16 protein-coding genes and 1 pseudogene are annotated in these 18,070 nt (G+C 65.8%); 6 read left to right on the top strand and 11 right to left on the bottom strand.

From position 1 onward, the window contains the following. The first annotated feature begins 67 nt into the window (after window positions 1–67). Both WS51_RS19755 and WS51_RS19750 read left to right on the top strand, forming a co-directional pair. Window positions 68–694 carry a DUF47 domain-containing protein gene (locus WS51_RS19755; RefSeq protein ID WP_044847234.1) on the top strand — a complete coding sequence of 209 codons (627 nt, stop codon included), beginning with the start codon at window positions 68–70 and terminating at the stop codon, window positions 692–694. A gap of 10 nt (window positions 695–704) precedes the next feature. Further along, window positions 705–1,715, top strand: a complete 1,011-nt coding sequence (locus WS51_RS19750) for an inorganic phosphate transporter (protein ID WP_059449911.1) — start codon at window positions 705–707, stop codon at window positions 1,713–1,715. A gap of 120 nt (window positions 1,716–1,835) precedes the next feature. On the opposite strand, the gene WS51_RS19745 is transcribed toward WS51_RS19750, so the two are convergent. Both WS51_RS19745 and WS51_RS19740 read right to left on the bottom strand, forming a co-directional pair. Further along, window positions 1,836–2,900 carry a C40 family peptidase gene (locus WS51_RS19745; RefSeq protein WP_069229678.1) on the bottom strand — a complete coding sequence of 355 codons (1,065 nt, stop codon included), beginning with the start codon at window positions 2,898–2,900 and terminating at the stop codon, window positions 1,836–1,838. A gap of 236 nt (window positions 2,901–3,136) precedes the next feature. Continuing rightward, the gene (locus WS51_RS19740; protein WP_059450031.1) at window positions 3,137–4,945 is read right to left on the bottom strand and encodes a PhoH family protein; all 1,809 of its coding nucleotides are present in this window, start codon (window positions 4,943–4,945) and stop codon (window positions 3,137–3,139) included. On the opposite strand from WS51_RS19740, the pseudogene WS51_RS33195 reads away from it, so the two are divergent. Beyond that, window positions 4,841–5,086, top strand: a pseudogene (locus WS51_RS33195) (hypothetical protein); the annotation flags it as partial. The gene WS51_RS19740 and the pseudogene WS51_RS33195 overlap by 105 nt on opposite strands. Before the next feature lie 192 nt (window positions 5,087–5,278). Here the strand turns inward: WS51_RS33195 and WS51_RS19735 are convergent. From WS51_RS19735 to WS51_RS19695, 9 genes are all read right to left on the bottom strand, one after another. Then, on the bottom strand, window positions 5,279–5,740 hold the full coding sequence (locus WS51_RS19735) for a peroxiredoxin (RefSeq protein ID WP_006756046.1): 462 nt from the start codon (window positions 5,738–5,740) through the stop codon (window positions 5,279–5,281). Window positions 5,741–5,848: 108 nt separating this feature from the next. Then, a complete protein-coding gene (locus WS51_RS19730; RefSeq protein ID WP_059538091.1) occupies window positions 5,849–6,745 on the bottom strand; it encodes a polysaccharide deacetylase family protein in 897 nt (298 codons plus the stop codon). A gap of 12 nt (window positions 6,746–6,757) precedes the next feature. Continuing rightward, on the bottom strand, window positions 6,758–7,813 hold the full coding sequence (locus WS51_RS19725; protein ID WP_059464368.1) for a bifunctional UDP-4-keto-pentose/UDP-xylose synthase: 1,056 nt from the start codon (window positions 7,811–7,813) through the stop codon (window positions 6,758–6,760). Next, the gene (locus WS51_RS19720; protein ID WP_059449907.1) at window positions 7,810–8,757 is read right to left on the bottom strand and encodes a formyltransferase; all 948 of its coding nucleotides are present in this window, start codon (window positions 8,755–8,757) and stop codon (window positions 7,810–7,812) included. Before WS51_RS19720 ends, WS51_RS19725 begins: the two co-directional genes overlap by 4 nt. Beyond that, on the bottom strand, window positions 8,754–9,776 hold the full coding sequence (locus WS51_RS19715; RefSeq protein WP_059790408.1) for a glycosyltransferase: 1,023 nt from the start codon (window positions 9,774–9,776) through the stop codon (window positions 8,754–8,756). The genes WS51_RS19720 and WS51_RS19715 overlap by 4 nt, the downstream gene beginning before the upstream one ends. A gap of 6 nt (window positions 9,777–9,782) precedes the next feature. Further along, on the bottom strand, window positions 9,783–10,934 hold the full coding sequence (locus WS51_RS19710; RefSeq protein WP_059449905.1) for a DegT/DnrJ/EryC1/StrS family aminotransferase: 1,152 nt from the start codon (window positions 10,932–10,934) through the stop codon (window positions 9,783–9,785). 138 nt (window positions 10,935–11,072) lie between these two features. Next, window positions 11,073–11,444: an EamA family transporter gene (locus WS51_RS19705; RefSeq protein ID WP_014896865.1), complete on the bottom strand. Its 372-nt coding sequence runs from the start codon at window positions 11,442–11,444 to the stop codon at window positions 11,073–11,075. Between the two features lie 13 nt (window positions 11,445–11,457). Beyond that, complete coding sequence (locus tag WS51_RS19700; protein WP_069229677.1) at window positions 11,458–13,134, bottom strand: glycosyltransferase family 39 protein; 1,677 nt, start codon at window positions 13,132–13,134, stop codon at window positions 11,458–11,460. 136 nt (window positions 13,135–13,270) lie between these two features. Next, on the bottom strand, window positions 13,271–13,645 hold the full coding sequence (locus tag WS51_RS19695) for an Mth938-like domain-containing protein (RefSeq protein WP_006754746.1): 375 nt from the start codon (window positions 13,643–13,645) through the stop codon (window positions 13,271–13,273). A 315-nt stretch (window positions 13,646–13,960) separates the two neighbouring features. Between WS51_RS19695 and WS51_RS19690 the strand changes: the two genes are divergently transcribed. From WS51_RS19690 to thrC, 3 genes are read left to right on the top strand one after another with little or no spacing between them, the layout of a single operon-like run. After that, window positions 13,961–15,199 carry a pyridoxal phosphate-dependent aminotransferase gene (locus WS51_RS19690; protein WP_059770132.1) on the top strand — a complete coding sequence of 413 codons (1,239 nt, stop codon included), beginning with the start codon at window positions 13,961–13,963 and terminating at the stop codon, window positions 15,197–15,199. A 51-nt stretch (window positions 15,200–15,250) separates the two neighbouring features. Continuing rightward, window positions 15,251–16,579 (top strand): homoserine dehydrogenase, encoded by a 1,329-nt coding sequence (locus WS51_RS19685; RefSeq protein ID WP_059449902.1) that lies wholly within the window; start codon window positions 15,251–15,253, stop codon window positions 16,577–16,579. Window positions 16,580–16,593: 14 nt separating this feature from the next. Continuing rightward, entirely contained in the window at window positions 16,594–18,045 is a 1,452-nt protein-coding gene (gene thrC / locus WS51_RS19680) for a threonine synthase (RefSeq protein WP_059547451.1), read from the top strand. Window positions 18,046–18,070: the final 25 nt, after the last annotated feature.

Raw genomic sequence — 18,070 nt, 5'->3', positions numbered from 1 at the left:
CGCAACCGAAAACGGTACAATATCGCCCGTTTTCGTGACAGTCGTTTGACAATCTCTCAGGAATCCCATGTTCGGTCGATTCATGCCCACCGAGGGCAAGTTCTTTGAACTCTTCAACGCGCACGCGAAGCACATCGTTTCCGGTGGCCGCGAGCTCGAACTGCTGATCGACAATCTCGCCGACGCCGAGATTCACAAGCAAAACGTGCAGACCGCCGAGAAGGCCGCTGACAAGCTCACGCATGAAGCGATCGATCTGCTGCACAAGACCTTCATCACGCCGCTCGATCGCGACGAGATCCACAAGCTGATCACGACGATGGACGACATCCTCGATCTGATGGAGGACGTCGCGACGGCCGTGTCGCTGTACGACGTGCAGTCCGTCACGTCCGAGGCGAGCCAGCTCGCGCACATCGTCACGCAGTCGGCCCAGCACGTGCAGCAGGCGGTCGGATTGCTGTCCGACATGAAACAGTCGGCACAGATTCTCAAGCAGTGCGAGGAGATCGACCGCTGGGAGTCGGAGGCCGATCGCGTGCTGCGCGCGGCAATGTCGAAGCTGTTCCGCGAAGAAGACGACGTGAAGACGCTCATCAAGCTGAAGGCGATCTACGAACTGCTCGAGGAGATCACCGACAAGTGCGAGGACGTCGCGAACATCATCGAAGGCATCGTGCTGGAAAACGCCTGAGCGGACCACGATGCATTCGATACAACTCGCCCTATGGATGGTCGCGACGCTCGTGCTCGTCGCGCTCGTATTCGACTTCATGAACGGCTTCCACGACGCGGCGAACTCGATCGCCACCGTCGTGTCGACCGGGGTATTGAAACCCCAGCAGGCCGTGGTGTTCGCGGCCGCGTTCAACGTCATCGCGTATTTCATCTTCCACCTGAAGGTCGCGCAGACGGTCGGTAAAGGCACGATTGATCCCGAGATCGTCGACCACTATGTCGTGTTCGGCGCGCTGGTCGGTGCGATCGGCTGGAACGTGATCACGTGGTATTACGGGATTCCGTCGAGCTCGTCGCATGCGCTGATCGGCGGCCTCGTCGGCTCCGCGCTCGCCAAGTCGGGCTGGAGCTCGCTGAACATCGACGGCCTGATGAAGACCGTCGCGTTCATCTTTATCTCGCCGCTGCTCGGCTTCATCCTCGGCTCGCTGTTCATGCTCGGCGTGTCGTGGCTGTATTTCCGTACCGCGCCCAGCAAGGTCGACCGGCGCTTCCGCCGGCTCCAGCTGCTGTCGGCTGGCCTGTACAGCCTCGGCCACGGCGGCAACGACGCGCAGAAGACGATCGGCATCATCTGGATGCTGCTGATCGCGTCGGGGTATGCGTCGGCGACCTCCGATGCGCCGCCCGCGTGGGTGATCGGCGCGTGCTACCTGTCGATGGGTCTCGGCACGCTGTTCGGCGGCTGGCGCATCGTGCGAACGATGGGCCAGAAGATCACGAAGCTCAAGCCGGTCGGCGGTTTCTGTGCCGAGAGCGGCGGGGCAATCACGCTGTTCATCGCGTCGTTCCTCGGCATTCCGGTGTCGACCACGCACACGATCACCGGTGCGATCGTCGGCGTCGGCGCGACGCAGAAGCTGTCGGCCGTGCGTTGGGGCGTGGCCGGCAACATCGTGTGGGCCTGGGTGCTGACGATTCCGGCGTCCGCGCTGATCGCCGCGGGCGGATGGTGGGTCGGTCACCAGATCTTCTGATTCCGACGCAGCCGGACGACGCAAAATGCGCCGCAAACCGAAAGGTTGCGGCGCATTTTCTTTGGTGGTCGGGAAAGGGAGAGGCTGCGGATGGCGGGGTTGCCGCCGCGATGCGCGCGATCAGTAACTGCCGTTCGCGAAGCGGGCGATCGGGTCATCCGCGGTGCCGGTGCGCGGGGCGAGCGGCGCGGATTGCGTCGACGCACGCAGCACCTGCACGGGCTCGGTGCCGCGCGGCGAGGGTGCGGCCGCCGCGGGCGGCGGCTCGGCATCGAATGCGGCAGCCTCGGCGGCCGTCAGTGCCGTCGTCGGAATCTGCGTGCCGATCTCCGTCGGGGCTGCGTTCGCCGTCATGGCCGCCATATCGCCATTCGCGGATGCCGCTTGCTGCCGGGCTGCCGGCATGCGCGCCGGCGGAGGTTCGTACGGATCCGTGGCCGTTGCAGTTGCCGGCGCAACGGCTGCGGTCGATACGACAGGTGCGGTCTGCATGACCGGCACCGGCACCGGCGTCGGCGCCGCGCCGGCTTGCGACGACGCATAGGCCGGCTGCCGAGGCGTGGCGGCCATGACAACCGGCGCCGGCGTGGCCGCCGGTGCATCGCGCCGCGCCTCGTAGGTCGGTGCATCGAACGGTGCCGGCGTGCCGCGCGGCGGCGCGACACGGCGAATGCCGTCGAAGCGCTTGGCCCAGTATGGGTTCGTCAGGTAGTCGAGCCGCACGGTGCCGCCGGTCGACGGCGCGTTCACGAAGCGGAGCTTGCCGACGTAGATGCCGACGTGCGAATGCGGGCGGCCGGTCGTGTTGAAGAAGATCAGGTCGCCGGGCGCGATCTGTTCGGGGTCGATCGACACGCCGCGGCTGCTCATGTCGGCGGTCGTGCGCGGCAGGTTCACGTCGGCCGCGCGGCCGAGTACGTAGCGCACGAGCCCGCTGCAGTCGAAGCCGCTCGTCGGCGTGTTGCCGCCCCAGCGGTACGGCACGCCGACGAGGCTCATCGCCTGGATCGAGATCTCTTCCTGGCCGACGCTGTGATCGACGAATTTCGGGAAATTGGCCGGCGCGGGAAACGCGCGCGGCGTCGTGATCTTCATGCCGGAGGTGCGCGAAGCCGACTGCGGCGGCACGCTGGAACAGGCCGCGAGCAGTGAAACGACGGCGACGGGAACCCAGATTCGAAGCATGACAAGGCGGACGAGCGCGGCGCGCTCGCGAATCGTATGACAACAGACAGACCCGATGGTAGACGTTCCGGCGGGGCTTAGGCAACCATTCCTGAGAATTTACTTGAAGTTTCGCGCGTAAGTGAGGTCATTGCGTAACAGAGCATGACTAATGTTTCCGACCCCCAAAATAAAAACGGCGCTCCGGAAACGGAGCGCCGCATGGCGTCGACGGCCGGCAGACGGCCGGTCGCGCGTTACAGGATGTCCGACGCGTAGTCGGCGAGGCGCGAGCGCTCGCCGCGCGCCAGCGTCACGTGGCCGCTGTGGCCCCAGCCCTTGAAGCGGTCGACCACGTAGGTCAGGCCCGAGCTGCCTTCGGTCAGGTAAGGCGTGTCGATCTGCGCGATGTTGCCGAGGCACACGATCTTCGTGCCGGGGCCCGCGCGCGTCACGAGCGTCTTCATCTGTTTCGGCGTGAGGTTCTGCGCTTCGTCGATGATCAGGTATTTGTCGACGAACGTGCGGCCGCGCATGAAGTTCATGCTCTTCACCTTCAGGCGCGAACGGATCAGCTCCTGCGTCGCCGCGCGGCCCCATTCGCCGGCTGCGTCGTCGGTCTTCTGCAGCACTTCGAGGTTGTCGTCGAATGCGCCCATCCACGGCTGCATCTTCTCTTCCTCGGTGCCGGGCAGGAAACCGATGTCCTCGCCGACGGGCACGGTCGCGCGCGTCACGATGATTTCGTTGTAGCGCTTGTCGTCGAGCACCTGCGCGAGGCCGGCCGCGAGCGCGACGAGCGTCTTGCCGGTGCCGGCCTGGCCGAGCAGCGTGACGAAATCGATCTCCGGGTTCATCAGCAGGTTCAGCGCGAAGTTCTGCTCGCGGTTGCGCGCGGTGATGCCCCACACGTTGTTCTTGTGGTGGCTGTAGTCGCGCAGCGTCTGCAGCAGTGCCGTCTTGCCGTTCAGCTCGCGCACGATCGCATGGAAGGTCGGCTCGCCGTTCTGCGGCTCGAGATAGACGAACTCGTTGACGAGCATCGACGCGACGAGCGGGCCCGTCACGCGGTAATACGTGGTGCCTGTCTTCGTGTCCTGCCAGCTCTCCATGCCCTTCGCGTGCTTGGTCCAGAAGTCCTGCGGCAGTTCGCGCACGCCGGTATAGAGGAGGTCCTTGTCCTCGAGTACCTGGTCGTTGAAGTAGTCTTCCGCGGGCAGGCCGAGCGCATGCGCCTTGATCCGCATGTTGATGTCTTTCGACACCAGCACGACCTGGCGGTCCGGCCGGTCGCGTTGCAGCGCGCGCACGACACCCAGGATCTGGTTGTCGGCCTTGCCTTCCGGCAGGCCCTCGACGGGCGGAATGTTGGTGAGCGTCGTCTGGAAGTACAGGCGGCCGAGCGCCTCGCGGCTGCCGAGGCGCGACAGCGGAATGCCGTTCGTGATCGGGCCCGCGTCGGCGACCAGCGCGTCGAGCGTGCGGCTCACCTGGCGCGCGTTGCGCGCGACTTCCGACATCCCCTTCTTGTGGTTGTCGAGTTCCTCGAGCGTCATCATCGGCAGATAGACGTCGTGTTCCTCGAAGCGGAAGAGGCTGCTCGGGTCGTGCATCAGCACGTTGGTGTCGAGCACGAACAGCTTCTGCAGTTCGGCGTCGGCCGGCTTGCGGCCGCGCGACTTCGTCGCGGCGCCGGCATCGCGTGCGGGCGCCGCGGCCGGTTTCGCGGCGGCGGGCTTGTCGTGACGTGCCTCGACCGGTGCGGCGGGTGCCGTCTCGACCGGCGCCTGCATCGGCTGCAACAGCGCCGCGGTCTGTTTGCTCTTGCGGCCGCGTGCAGGCGTGCTCGCGGCTTGTTGCGCCGACGACGCGACAGCGCGCAGCGGCGCGGCCGTGTTCGCGGCTTCGGTCATCGGTTGGGCCACGCTGGCCGGGCCATAGTCACCGGCTGTGGATGCGTCCCCTTCGGCGGATTTCTTCGCGGCTTTCGCGGGCCGCGCTTTCGCCTTGTATTCGTCGGGCGGCAGCAGGCTGCCGAGCTTGCTGGGGGGAGTAGGCAAAGGCATGGTGTCCCTCGGGAGGAATCGTGTCGCATGAAGTGCGCCGCTGATCGCATCCTGCGTGACGTACACGCATGCAGTTTGCGCGCGGTGGCGCACAAGGAATATCGTTTAGCCGGTTCGCCTAAGTGTCGATCAGCTCCTTGACGGGGTGAGGGCCGGACCGAGGGCCGGCGCGCAATCCATAAAAAAAGCCGCTGCCCCGTCGACAGGGGCATGCGGCTCGGCTGATACCGTCGTAATGCGCGTCAGGTGCCGGGAAGCATCGCAACGGGCACCGGTGCAGCTACGAGAAATATGGGGCGAACTGGCATTCATTGCGGCCCAATATAACGCGGCTCAAAGCGCTTGTACAGCACTTAGCACGTCGTCCACGTGGCCGGGCACCTTGATGCCGCGCCATGCCTGGCGAAGCACGCCGTCGGCGTCGATCAGGAACGTCGAACGCTCGATGCCGCGTACTTCCTTGCCATACATTTTCTTCATCTTGATGACATCGAACAGCGCGCACAGCGCTTCGTCGGCATCGGAGATCAGCGGGAACGGCAGTTCGAGCTTTGCCTTGAAGTTGTCATGCGAGCGCAGGCTGTCGCGCGATACGCCGATGACTTCGGCGCCGGCCTTCTTGAACTTCGGATACAGATCGCGGAACTGCAGGCCCTCGGTCGTGCAGCCCGGCGTGTTGTCCTTCGGATAGAAATACAGGACGAGCTTCTTGCCTTTCAGGTCGGACAGCGAAATGTCGCCGCCCGTCGCCGGTGCGGTGAAATCGGGAACTTGACGGTCAACTTCGACGGACACGTGTTTCTCCTGTTGTTATGGAAAGGCGCCGCTCGGGCGGCGCGGTACGGCGGGACGTCGCGGCGGCACACCGCAAGGGCAGGGCCGGCTGCGCCGGCGCGCGCGAACTCAGTCGGGCTGGACGATCAGTTCGCCGGAGCGGCCGGGAATTTCGCCCCACGTGACAGGGTACGATGGCAGCGAGTCGCGGTCCAGCGTCGCGTGGTAATCGCCCATCGTCGCAAACGTATGGCCCTGCGCGCGCCACCCGGCGAGCAGTTGCTCGAACACCGGCGCGAGCTTCTGGCCTTCCAGTTCCGCATGCAGCGTGAAGACCTGGTCGTGCGGATTGGTCTGCGTGAACTTCAGGATATGCGCGGCGACGTTGTGCGTGTCGATGCCGTCGATGCCGAGCACTTCGTCGAGCGTCGGCAGCGTGGTCGGCATCTGTACGTGCGACAGCGTGCGGCCGCCGACGACCGGCAGGTACGGCGAATGGCCGCGACCGTCGGACGCGTAGCGCATGCCCCATGCGTCGATCTGCTCGAACGCCGCGTCGTTCATCTGCCAGCCGGCCGCGCCGTGCGTGACGGGCGGCGCGCCGAAGATGTCGACGAAGCGTGCGTGGCTCTTCTGCATTTCACGCGCGGTCCAGTCGCGATCGCGCACGCGCACGTTGTCCTGCCAGTACACGTGATCCCACGTATGGATCCCGCATTCGAAGCCGGCCTCGTGGATCGCGCGCATGTCGGCGATCGCGCGGCGGCCGATGTCGGGGCCCGGCAGCAGCACGCCGTACATCAGCTGCTTTACGCCGTAATGCTCGACCACCGACGTGCGCGACACTTTCTTCAGGAAGCCCGGGCGAAACACGCGCCGCAGCGCCCAGCCCGTGTGATCGGGCCCGAGGCTGAAGAGGAAGGTCGCGCGCGCGCTGAAGCGGTCGAAGATGCGCGCGAGGTTCGGCACGCCTTCGCGCGTGCCGCGCAGCGTGTCGACGTCGATCTTGAGGACGATACGAGCCAAGCGAGCGTCCCGTCAGTTCTGCTGCTCGACCAGCGCGCGCGCGTCGGCGACATGGCCGCGATAGGCTTCGAAGATCTTGCGCAGCGCGTCGTCGAACGTCGATTGTGGCGCCCATGCGAGCTCCTGCATCGTGTTGTCGATCTTCGGCACGCGGTTCTGCACGTCCTGGTAGCCGTTGCCGTAGTACGCGCCCGACGTCGTTTCGACGAGCTGAACCTGCTTCGCGGAGCTCGCGTATTCCGGATATTCGGCGGCCAGTTCGAGCATCTTGTGCGCGAGCTCGCGAACCGAGAAGTTGTTCTTCGGATTCCCGATGTTGTAGATCTTGCCCGACGCGACGCCGTTCTTGTTCTCGATGATCTTCATCAGCGCGCTGATGCCGTCGTCGATATCGGTGAACGCGCGCTTTTGCGAGCCGCCGTCGACGAGGCTGATGTTCTCGCCGCGCACGATGTGGCCGAGGAACTGCGTGACGACGCGCGAGCTGCCTTCCTTCGGCGTGTAGATCGAGTCGAGGCCCGGGCCGATCCAGTTGAACGGGCGGAACAGCGTGAAGTTCAGGCCTTCCATCCCGTAGCCCCAGATCACGCGGTCCATCAGCTGCTTCGAGCACGCGTAGATCCAGCGCGGCTTGTTGATCGGGCCGTAGGTGAGGGCCGACGCGTCCGGGTCGAACTGCTCGTCCGAGCACATGCCGTAGACCTCGGAGGTCGACGGGAACACGAGGTGCTTGCCGTACTTGACGGCCGAACGCACGATCGGCAGGTTCGCCTCGAAGTCGAGCTCGAACACGCGCAGCGGCTGCTGGACGTAGGTCGCGGGCGTCGCGATTGCGACGAGCGGCAGGATCACGTCGCACTTCTTCACGTGATACTCGACCCACTCCTTGTTGATCGTGATGTCGCCTTCGAAGAAGTGCATCCGCTCGTGGTTGACGAGGTCGCCCAGCCGATCGGTCTGCATGTCCATGCCGAACACTTCCCAATCGGTGGTTTCAAGAATGCGCTTCGACAGGTGATGGCCGATGAAGCCGTTCACACCCAGGATCAGGACTTTTTTTGCTTTCATGAATGACGGGAAGAATGAATGAACTGCGCGAATTGCGCGGGCGTCACGACGGTTTCGCTACCGTCGCGCTGCTGCCACAGCTCGAGAATGGATAGGGCGCGGCTGTCGCCGCAGACGCCGAATAGTGCATTATCGCTTACGTGCAGGCCGGGCGGCAAATCCGCCGCGGCCGCGGCGATCGCGCTGCCGGGCGCCGCGAGGCGCGCGCGGGCGATCACGAAGCGCGTGCCGCCGACGTCGGTGAACGCGCCCGGATACGGCGGCGCGACCGCGCGAACCAGGTTGTAGACCTGCGCGGCCGGCTTCGACCAGTCGACGCGGCCGTCCTCCGGCTTGCGTCCGCCGTAGTAGCTGCCGTTCGCGAGATCGTTCGGCAGATGCGGCGCATCGCCCGCGAGCAGTGCGGGCAGCACGCGCCAGAGCGTCTGCTCGGCGGCCACCGTCACCTTGTCGAACACCTGCGCGGCCGTATCGTCGGGCAAGATCGGCACCGCGGTCTGCCCGATGATCGCGCCGGCGTCGGGTTTCGCGGCCATCTCGTGCAGCGTCGCGCCGGTTTCCGTTTCGCCGTTCAGCACGGCCCAGTTGGTCGGTACCCGACCCCGGTATTTCGGCAACAGCGAGCCGTGCATGTTGTACGCGCCGCGCGGCGCGATCGCGAGCAGGTCCACCGGCAGCATGTGGCGGTAGTAGAACGAGAAGATGAAGTCGGGCCGGGCGTCGGATACCGCGCGGCGCAGTGCCGGATCGGCGGGGTCGGCCGGCGTGAGGACCGGGATCCCGTGCTCGGCGGCCACCGAGGCGACGCTGCCGAACCAGATGTTCTCGTTCGGGTTGTCCTCGTGCGTGACGACCAGCGCGACGTCGACGCCGCGCGCCAGCAATACCTGCAGGCAGCGCACGCCAACGTTGTGATACGCGAAGACGACCGCGCGCGGCTTCATCGCGCGGCTCCCGCGCGGTTCGCGGCAGCCGGCACCGGCGGCACGCCTTCATGCTGCTCGAGCACGGCCTGGATCAGGTAGCGCGGCCGTGCACGCACCTGCTGGTAGATGCGGCCGACGTATTCGCCGAGCAGGCCGAGCGCGAAGATGATCACGCCGAGCAGGAAGAACGTGATCGCGAACAGCGTGAACACGCCTTGCACTTCCGCGCCGACGATGAAGCGGCGCACCAGCAGCAGCACGAACAGCGCGGCGGAGCCGAGCGACAGGATCACGCCGATGAACGACAGCCACTGCAGCGGCACGACGGAGAAGCCCGTCACGAGGTCGAAGTTCAGCCGGATCAGGCTGTACAGCGAGTATTTCGACTCACCCGCGAAGCGCTCCTCGTGCGCGACCTCGATTTCGGTCGGGTTCTGCGCGAACGTATAGGCCAGCGCGGGGATGAACGTGTTGACTTCGCCGCACACGTTGATCGTATCGATGATGCGGCGGCTGTACGCGCGCAGCATGCAGCCCTGGTCGGTCATCTTGATCCGCGTGATGCGCTCGCGCAGCCGGTTCATCATCAGCGATGCCTTGCGCCGCCACAGGCTGTCCTGACGCTGCTTGCGGATCGAGCCGACGTAGTCGTAGCCCTCGCGCATCTTCGCGATCAGCTTGCCGATTTCCTCGGGCGGGTTCTGCAGGTCCGCATCGAGCGTGATGACCATGTCGCCGCGCGACTGCGCGAAGCCGGCGAGAATCGCCATATGCTGCCCGTAGTTGCCGTTGAGCAGCACGACGCGCGTCGTGTCGGGGCGCACGTGGAACTGGTCCGCCAGCATCGCGGCGGAGCGATCGCGGCTGCCGTCGTTGATCAGGATCACTTCGTACGACGTGCCGAGTGCGTCGAGTGCCGGGTACAGCCGCGCGAACAGCGCGGCCAGGCCGTCTTCCTCGTTGTACACGGGGATGATGACCGATACCTCCGGGTTCGCGGCGCCCGGATGCCCGGCGCGTGCTTCAAGGTGATTCATGTACGCTTATTTTCCGTATTGTTCGCAAATCTGATTGACGGCGTCGGCCACGCGACGCACGTCGTCTTCCGTCATCTGCGTGAAGAGCGGCAGCGTGACGGTCGATGCGCCATATCGTTCGGCGTGGGGGAACATGCCCTCCTTGAAGCCGCGTGCACGATACAGCGTGAAAAGATGGATGGCCGGGTAGTGCACGCCGGTGCCGATCCCGCGCTCCTTCATCTGCGCCATGAAATCGGCGCGCGAGATCGACAGCCGCTCGAGCGGCAGCGTGACCTGGAACATGTGCCAGTTGCCGTTCTCGAACTCGGCCACGGGCAGGCCGAGGCCGAGCTTCACGGCCGGGCCGCCGTCGAGCGCGGCGAAGTACGCACGCACGAGCGCGCGGCGCTGCGCGGTGAAGCGCTCGAGGTGCGGCAGCTGGCCGAGGCCGACGCGCGCGGCGACGTCGGTCAGGTTGTACTTGCCGCCGAGCACGTCGCAGTCCATTCCGTCGAAGCCGGTGCGCGTGATGCCCTGCAGCCGGTACTTCTGCGCGAGCGTCGCCTCGTCCTCGTTGTTCAGCACGAGCGCGCCGCCTTCGATCGTCGTCAGGTTCTTGTTCGCGTGGAAGCTGAACGACACGATGTCGCCGATCGCGCCGATGCGCTTGCCTTTCCACGACGAGCCGAGTGCCTGTGCGGCGTCCTCGATCACACGCAGGTTGTGCGCGCGCGCGATCGCGTACAGGCGGTCCATGTCGACCGGCAGGCCGGCCAGGTAGACCGGGATGATCGCCTTCGTGCGCGGCGTGATCGCCTGCTCGAGCTTGTCGAGGTCGATGTTGCGCGTGACGGGGTCGATGTCGGCGAACACGGGCGTCGCGCCCGTCTCGAGGATCACGTTGCTGGTCGACACCCACGACGCCGGGGTCGTGATCACCTCGTCGCCGGGGCCGACGCCCGCGATGCGCAGGCCGATCTCGAGCGTGCAGGTACCCGAATTGAACACGCGGACCGGGCGGCCGCCGCAATACTCGGACAGCGCGGCTTCGAATTTCTGGCTTTGCGGGCCGGTGGTGATCCAGCCCGAGCGCAGCACCTCGACGACACCCTGGATGGTTTCCTCGTCGATCTCGGGGCGGGTGAACGGCAGAAACGGAGCGGTAGTCTGGCTCATGAAAGCTTGTGGCCTGTAATGGCTGGTAATAAAGGAGTCGGGCGATCCGGCCCGAAACCGGCATTAAACACCGGTTGCCGGATTCGTTCCGTGATTTTTTGTAGGCGAACGCTTAATGCGCAATCCACGACGGGCCGCTCAACTGCGCGCGAGCACGAGCACGCCGATCAGGATGATGCCGATGCCGACGAGCCGCTGGACCGACAGCACCTCGCCGAACAGGTACCAGGCGGCGAACGCGTTGACCACGTAGCCGAGCGACAGCATCGGGTACGCGATCGACACGTCGACCCGCGACAGCCCCAGGATCCACACGACGACGCTCAGTACATAGCAGCCGAGGCCGCCGATGATCGGCAGCTGGGTCGCGATCTTCAGGCCGACCGGGATGATGTTCGCACGGCTGAATTCGAAGTGTCCAACGGCGTTGACGCCGGCTTTCAGCAGAAGTTGCGCACAGGCGTTGAGCATCACGCCGGTGATGATGCAGACGAACGAAACGGGATTCATGCGGCGGGCGTCCTTACGATTGCGGTTTCTCGACGATCACGCGGCGGTTGTCGCGCGCGATCACGCGCATCGGCACGCCTTGCCCGACCAGCGTGTCGTACTGGCCGGGCGGCATGATCGCGAGCGCATGGGTTTCCTGCTTCCAGCGTTCGATCCATTGGTCGACGGTCGGGATCCACTTGTTCGGCTCGACCGAGATCCCGAATGCGAGTTCGTCCTGGCGCTGGACCATGATCGTCGTGTGGCCCATGTAGAACGGGAACGTGTGATCGAGCATCTCGATCGAGTAGAACGGCGTGTCGGGCGGCAGCTTCGCGAGTTCGGCGCGTACGGCGGGCGCGAGCAGCGCGCCCGAGCTGTAGCGGCCGAATTCGTCGTGACCGGTGCCGCCGATCGTGCCGAACGCGAGCCACGCGGCGCCGAACGCGGTGATCGCGGCCGTGACGCCCGCGCGGCGGTTCAGCCATGCGGCCGCGAGCGTGAGCGCACCGGCCACCGCGAGGCCCGCGTACAGCCACAGCTGGAACGCGCGGTACAGCGCGTTCGGCGTGCGGGCGTCGCCCTGATACGCGAGGAAGATGATCCCGAATGCCGCGACCACGAAGAATACGAGGTAGCCGAGCAGGTGACGGCGGAACCGTTCGGCGCTCATCAGCGGCAGGTAGGCGCCGATGATCAGCGCGAGCGCCGGCGCGACCGGCAGCACGTAGGAAATCAGCTTCGAGTGCGACGCGCTGAAGAACAGGAAGATGAACGCGCTCCAGATCAGCAGCACGAGCATCGGCGAGAAGCCGTTCGGCTGGCGCGGCATGCGCAGCGCGTGGCGGATGCTCTGCCAGGCGACCGACAGCCACGGCAGGAAGCCCACCAGCAGCACCGGCACGAAATAGTAGAGCGGGCCCGGGCGGTTCTGCTCCGGGGTCAGGTAGCGGCGGAACTGCTGGACGATGAAGAAGAAGTTGAAGAATTCGGGATTGCGCTGCTGGACGAGCACGAACCACGGCGTGACGATCGCGAAGAAGATCACGAGGCCGCTGACCAGGTACAGCCGCTTCCACAGTGCCCAGTCGCGGGCGATCAGCGTGTAGAGCACCAGCACGGCGCCGGGCAGGATCACGCCGACGAGGCCCTTGGACAGCACGGCGAACGCCATCGCGGCCCAGCACGCCCACATCCAGCCGCGCGTTGCGCCGGGCTGCAGGCCGGGCCGCTGCGCGAGCAGCAACGAGCAGAGCGACAGCGCCATCCAGAACGCGAGGCCCATGTCGAGCGCGTTGAAGTGACCCATCAGGTTCCAGTACGGCGAGCATGCGAGCACGACGGCCGCGAGGAGGCCGGACAGCGGGTTGAACAGGCGCGCGCCCGTGAAGCCGACCAGCAGCACGCCGGCGAAGCTGGCGAGGCCCGTGTAGAGGCGCGCCTGCCATTCGCCGATGCCGAACCACGCGAACGTCAGCGCGTTCAGCCAGGTCTGCAGCGGCGGCTTCTCGAAGTACTTGTAGCCGTTGTAGCGCGGCGTGATCCAGTCGCCGGTGACGAACATTTCCCGCGCCATTTCCGCGTAGCGGCCTTCGTCGCTCGGGATCAGGTGCCGCAGCCCGAGCGGCGCGAACCAGACGATCGCGAACGCGACGAGCAGGAGGACGAGCGTGATGCGATTGAGCGGTAGCCTCGGCGGCGTATCGTTCATGGATTTTTCAGCCTGTTGGTTGTTGTAAGAGCCGTTGGCGGGTTGCGTCGACGGCGGCCGGCTTGGCGGTCATCGAGCCGGACGACGATCCGGGGATCGACCCGGGGTGCCGGCCCGTGTTTTACCGCATCGGTGATTAACGTTCAATTAAGAGCGCGGCGGCGACCTTGCGGCCCTCGGCCATCAGGATGTTGTAGGTGCGGCAGGCCGCCTGGAAATCCATCGTCTCGACGCCGATCCGCTTGGCCGTGAGCGCGGCCACGAGGCGCGGGTGCGGGAAGCGCAGCCGCGCGCCGCTGCCGAAGATCACGAGTTCGGGTGCCGGGTCGAGCAGCATCGCGAAATGCTCGGGCGCGAGCGCGTCGAACGACGACACCGGCCAGTCCCGCACCGGTGCGCCGGGCAGCACGATGACGCTGCCTTCGTGGCGTTGGAGGTTGACGTCGACATAATCGGGGCCGTAGCCGGTGACGGTGTTGAGCGCGCCGCTCGTGTCCTGGTGCAGTTTCAAATCGGTAATCCGCGGTTCCGTGGAGGAAATGTGTGGCACGGGCCGCACGGGCCCGGGCGGCCGGTTTCGCGGGCGCCGCGCGCGGCACGCCCGACGGCGCGGGCCCGCAGCGGCCATGGTGCATTGCGAAAGTCGGCCAAAATCCGCTAAATTATAACTTTTTGGTCGCCCCCGGGCGCCACTTGCATCGGGCATTGCCACAAGCTGCGTCCGATCGCCCGCATTTTCCCAGTCTAGACAGCGCGCACAGACCGGCCGCTCTCCAGTTTTGATCCCGTCCCCCGGCCGCAAGGCCAACCCAGGAACCGTGTCGTCGTGAAACCGATTCAGAAGTCGAACAAGCTGCTCAACGTCTGCTACGACATCCGTGGCCCGGTGCTCGAGCACGCGAAACGCCTCGAGGAAGAAGGCCACCGCATCATCAAGCTGAACATCGGCAACCTCGCGCCGTTCGGTTTCGACGCGCCGGACGAAATCATCCAGGACATGATCCGCAACCTGCCGGCGTCGTCCGGCTATTCGGATTCGAAGGGCGTGTTCTCGGCCCGCAAGGCCGTGATGCACTATACGCAGCAAAAGGGCGTCGTCGGCGTCGGTCTCGACGACATCTACATCGGCAACGGCGCGTCCGAGCTGATCGTGATGGCGACCCAGGCGCTCCTGAACGACGGCGACGAAGTGCTGCTGCCGGCACCCGACTACCCGCTGTGGACGGCCGCCGTGAGTCTGTCGGGCGGCACGCCCGTGCATTACGTGTGCGACGAGCAGAACGCGTGGATGCCCGACCTCGACGACATCCGCCGCAAGATCACGCCGAACACGAAGGCGATCGTCGTGATCAACCCGAACAACCCGACCGGCGCGCTTTATTCCGACGAATTGCTGCTGGAGCTGCTCGAGATCGCGCGCCAGCACGGGCTGATCGTGTTCGCCGACGAGGTCTACGACAAGATCGTCTACGACGGGCTCGAGCACACGGCGCTGGGCTCGCTGTCGGAAGACGTGATCACCGTCACGTTCAACAGCCTGTCGAAGAGCTATCGCTCGTGCGGCTACCGCGCGGGCTGGATGGCCGTGTCCGGCCTCGGCGGCGACAACCGCCGGCGCGCGAAGGATTACCTGGAAGGGCTCGGGATCCTGTCGTCGATGCGCCTGTGCGCGAACGTGCCCGGGCAGTTCGCGATCCAGACCGCGCTCGGCGGCTACCAGAGCATCAACGAGCTGATCGTGCCGACCGGGCGCCTGTACAAGCAGCGCGAGCTGGCGTACGAGATGCTCACGTCCATCCCGGGCGTGACGTGCGTGAAGCCGCAGGCCGCGCTGTACATGTTCCCGCGCCTCGATCCGAAGCTCTATCCGATCCAGAACGACCAGCAGTTCATCCTCGACCTGTTGCTCGAGGAGCGCGTGCTGCTCGTGCAGGGGACGGGCTTCAACTGGGCGGCGCCGGATCACTTCCGCGTGGTCTTCCTGCCGAACCTCGACGATCTGACCGATTCGATCAACCGGATCGCGCGCTTCCTCGACGGCTATCGCAAGCGCCATTCGGTCTGAGCGGCACGCTCCTCGGCATTCATTCACTCTTACTCATCGATCACACGCAGCATGGAACCGATCAAAGTTGGCCTGTTGGGCTTCGGCACCGTCGGCAGCGGCACCTTCACGGTGCTGCACCGCAACCAGGAAGAAATCAAGCGACGCGCGGGGCGCGGGATCGAGGTCGCGCGCATTGCGGTGCGCAACCCGGCCAAGGCGCAGGCAGCGCTCGGCGCTCATGCCGGCGCCGCGCAGATCACCGACGATTTCAATGCGGTCGTCGACGATCCGTCGATTTCGATCATCGCCGAGATGATCGGCGGCACGGGCATCGCGCGCGAGCTCGTGCTGCGCGCGATCGCGAACGGCAAGCACGTCGTGACGGCGAACAAGGCGCTGCTCGCGGTGCACGGCACCGAGATCTTCGAGGCGGCGCGCGAGAAGGGCGTGATGGTCGCGTTCGAGGCGGCGGTTGCCGGCGGCATCCCGATCATCAAGGCGCTGCGCGAAGGCCTGACCGCGAACCGCATCCAGTACATCGCAGGCATCATCAACGGCACGACGAACTACATCCTGTCGGAAATGCGCGACCGCGGCCTCGACTTCGCGACCGCGCTGAAGGCCGCGCAGGAGCTCGGCTACGCGGAAGCCGATCCGACCTTCGACATCGAAGGCGTCGACGCCGCGCACAAGGCGACCATCATGAGCGCGATCGCGTTCGGCGTGCCGGTCCAGTTCGACCGCGCGTACGTCGAAGGCATCAGCAAGCTCGACGCGACGGACATCCGCTACGCGGAAGAACTCGGCTACCGGATCAAGCTGCTCGGCATCGCGCGCCGCGCGGAAAACGGCATCGAGCTGCGCGTGCATCCGACGCTGATTCCCGAGAAGCGCCTGCTCGCGAACGTCGAGGGTGCGATGAACGCGGTCGTCGTGCACGGCGACGCGGTCGGCACGACGCTGTACTACGGCAAGGGCGCGGGCGCGGAACCGACCGCGTCGGCGGTCGTCGCTGATCTCGTCGACGTCACGCGCCTGCACACGGCCGACCCCGAGCATCGCGTGCCGCATCTGGCGTTTCAGCCGGACAGCCTGTCGAACACGCCGATCCTGCCGATCGAGGAAGTGACGAGCGGCTACTACCTGCGCCTGCGCGTGGCCGACCAGACGGGCGTGCTCGCGGACATCACGCGCATTCTCGCCGCGACGGGCATCTCGATCGACGCGCTGCTGCAGAAGGAATCGGAGCAGGTCGACGACGCGAACGGCGAGACCGACATCATCCTGATCACGCACGAGACGCAGGAAAAACACGTGAACGCGGCGATCGCGCAGATCGAAGGCCTCGCGACGGTGGTCTCGAAGGTGACGAAGCTGCGCATGGAAGCGCTGAACTGAGGACCAGGAACGACATGAACTACATCTCCACGCGCGGCGCCGGCATCGGCGAGCGCCACACGTTCTCCGACATCCTGCTCGGCGGTCTCGCGAAGGACGGCGGGCTGTACCTGCCTGCCGAGTACCCGAAGGTATCGGCCGACGAACTCGCGCGCTGGCGCACGCTGCCGTATGCGGATCTCGCGTTCGAGGTCCTGTCGAAGTTCTGCGACGACGTGCCGGCCGACGACCTGCGCGCGATCACGCGCCGCACGTATACGGCCGCCGTGTACAGCAACACGCGCCACGGCGAGAACGCGTCCGACATCACGCCGCTGAAGACGCTCGGCACCGAGAACGGTGCGCCGGTCTCGCTGCTCGAACTGTCGAACGGCCCGACGCTCGCGTTCAAGGACATGGCGATGCAGCTGCTCGGCAATCTGTTCGAGTACACGCTCGCGAAGCACGGCCAGGCGCTGAACATCCTCGGCGCGACGTCGGGCGACACGGGCAGCGCGGCCGAATACGCGATGCGCGGCAAGGCCGGCGTGCGCGTGTTCATGCTGTCGCCGCACAAGAAGATGAGCGCGTTCCAGACGGCCCAGATGTTCAGCCTGCAGGATCCGAACATCTTCAACCTCGCGGTCGAAGGCGTGTTCGACGACTGCCAGGACATCGTGAAGGCCGTGTCCAACGATCACGCGTTCAAGGCGCGTCACAAGATCGGCACGGTCAACTCGATCAACTGGGCGCGCGTCGTCGCGCAGGTCGTGTACTACTTCAAGGGCTATTTCGCGGCGACGACGTCCAACGACGAACGCGTGTCGTTTACGGTGCCGTCGGGCAACTTCGGCAACGTCTGCGCGGGCCACATCGCGCGGATGATGGGCCTGCCGATCGCGAAGCTCGTGGTCGCGACCAACGAGAACGACGTGCTCGACGAGTTCTTCCGCACCGGCGCATATCGCGTGCGCAGCGCGGAAAACACGTATCACACGAGCAGCCCGAGCATGGACATCTCGAAGGCGTCGAACTTCGAGCGCTTCGTGTTCGACCTGCTCGGCCGCGATCCGGCCCGCGTGATGCAGCTGTTCCGCGACGTCGAGGAGAAAGGCGGTTTCGATCTCGCGGCGAGCGGCGATTTCGCGCGCGTGGCCGAGTTCGGCTTCGTGTCGGGCCGCAGCAGCCACGCTGATCGCATCGCCACGATCCGCGACGTGTTCTCGCGCTACGACACGATGATCGACACGCACACGGCCGACGGCGTGAAGGTCGCGCGCGAGCATCTCGACGCGGGCGTGCCGATGGTCGTCCTCGAGACGGCGCAGCCGATCAAGTTCGGCGAGACGATCCGCGAAGCACTCGATCGCGAGGCCGAGCGGCCGGCCGCGTTCGACGGGCTCGAGGCGCTGCCGCAGCGTTTCGAGGTCGTGAAGGCCGATGCGCAGCAGGTGAAGGACTTCATCGCCGCGCACACGGGCGCATAACGTAGCGCCGGGTAGCACCCGGGCT

The organism is Burkholderia territorii (assembly GCF_001718335.1).
In the GTDB taxonomy this organism is placed as follows: Bacteria; Pseudomonadota; Gammaproteobacteria; order Burkholderiales; family Burkholderiaceae; genus Burkholderia; species Burkholderia territorii.
The sequence above is the reverse complement of the archived record's forward strand: the minus strand, read 5'-3'. Positions and strand labels throughout refer to the sequence as shown.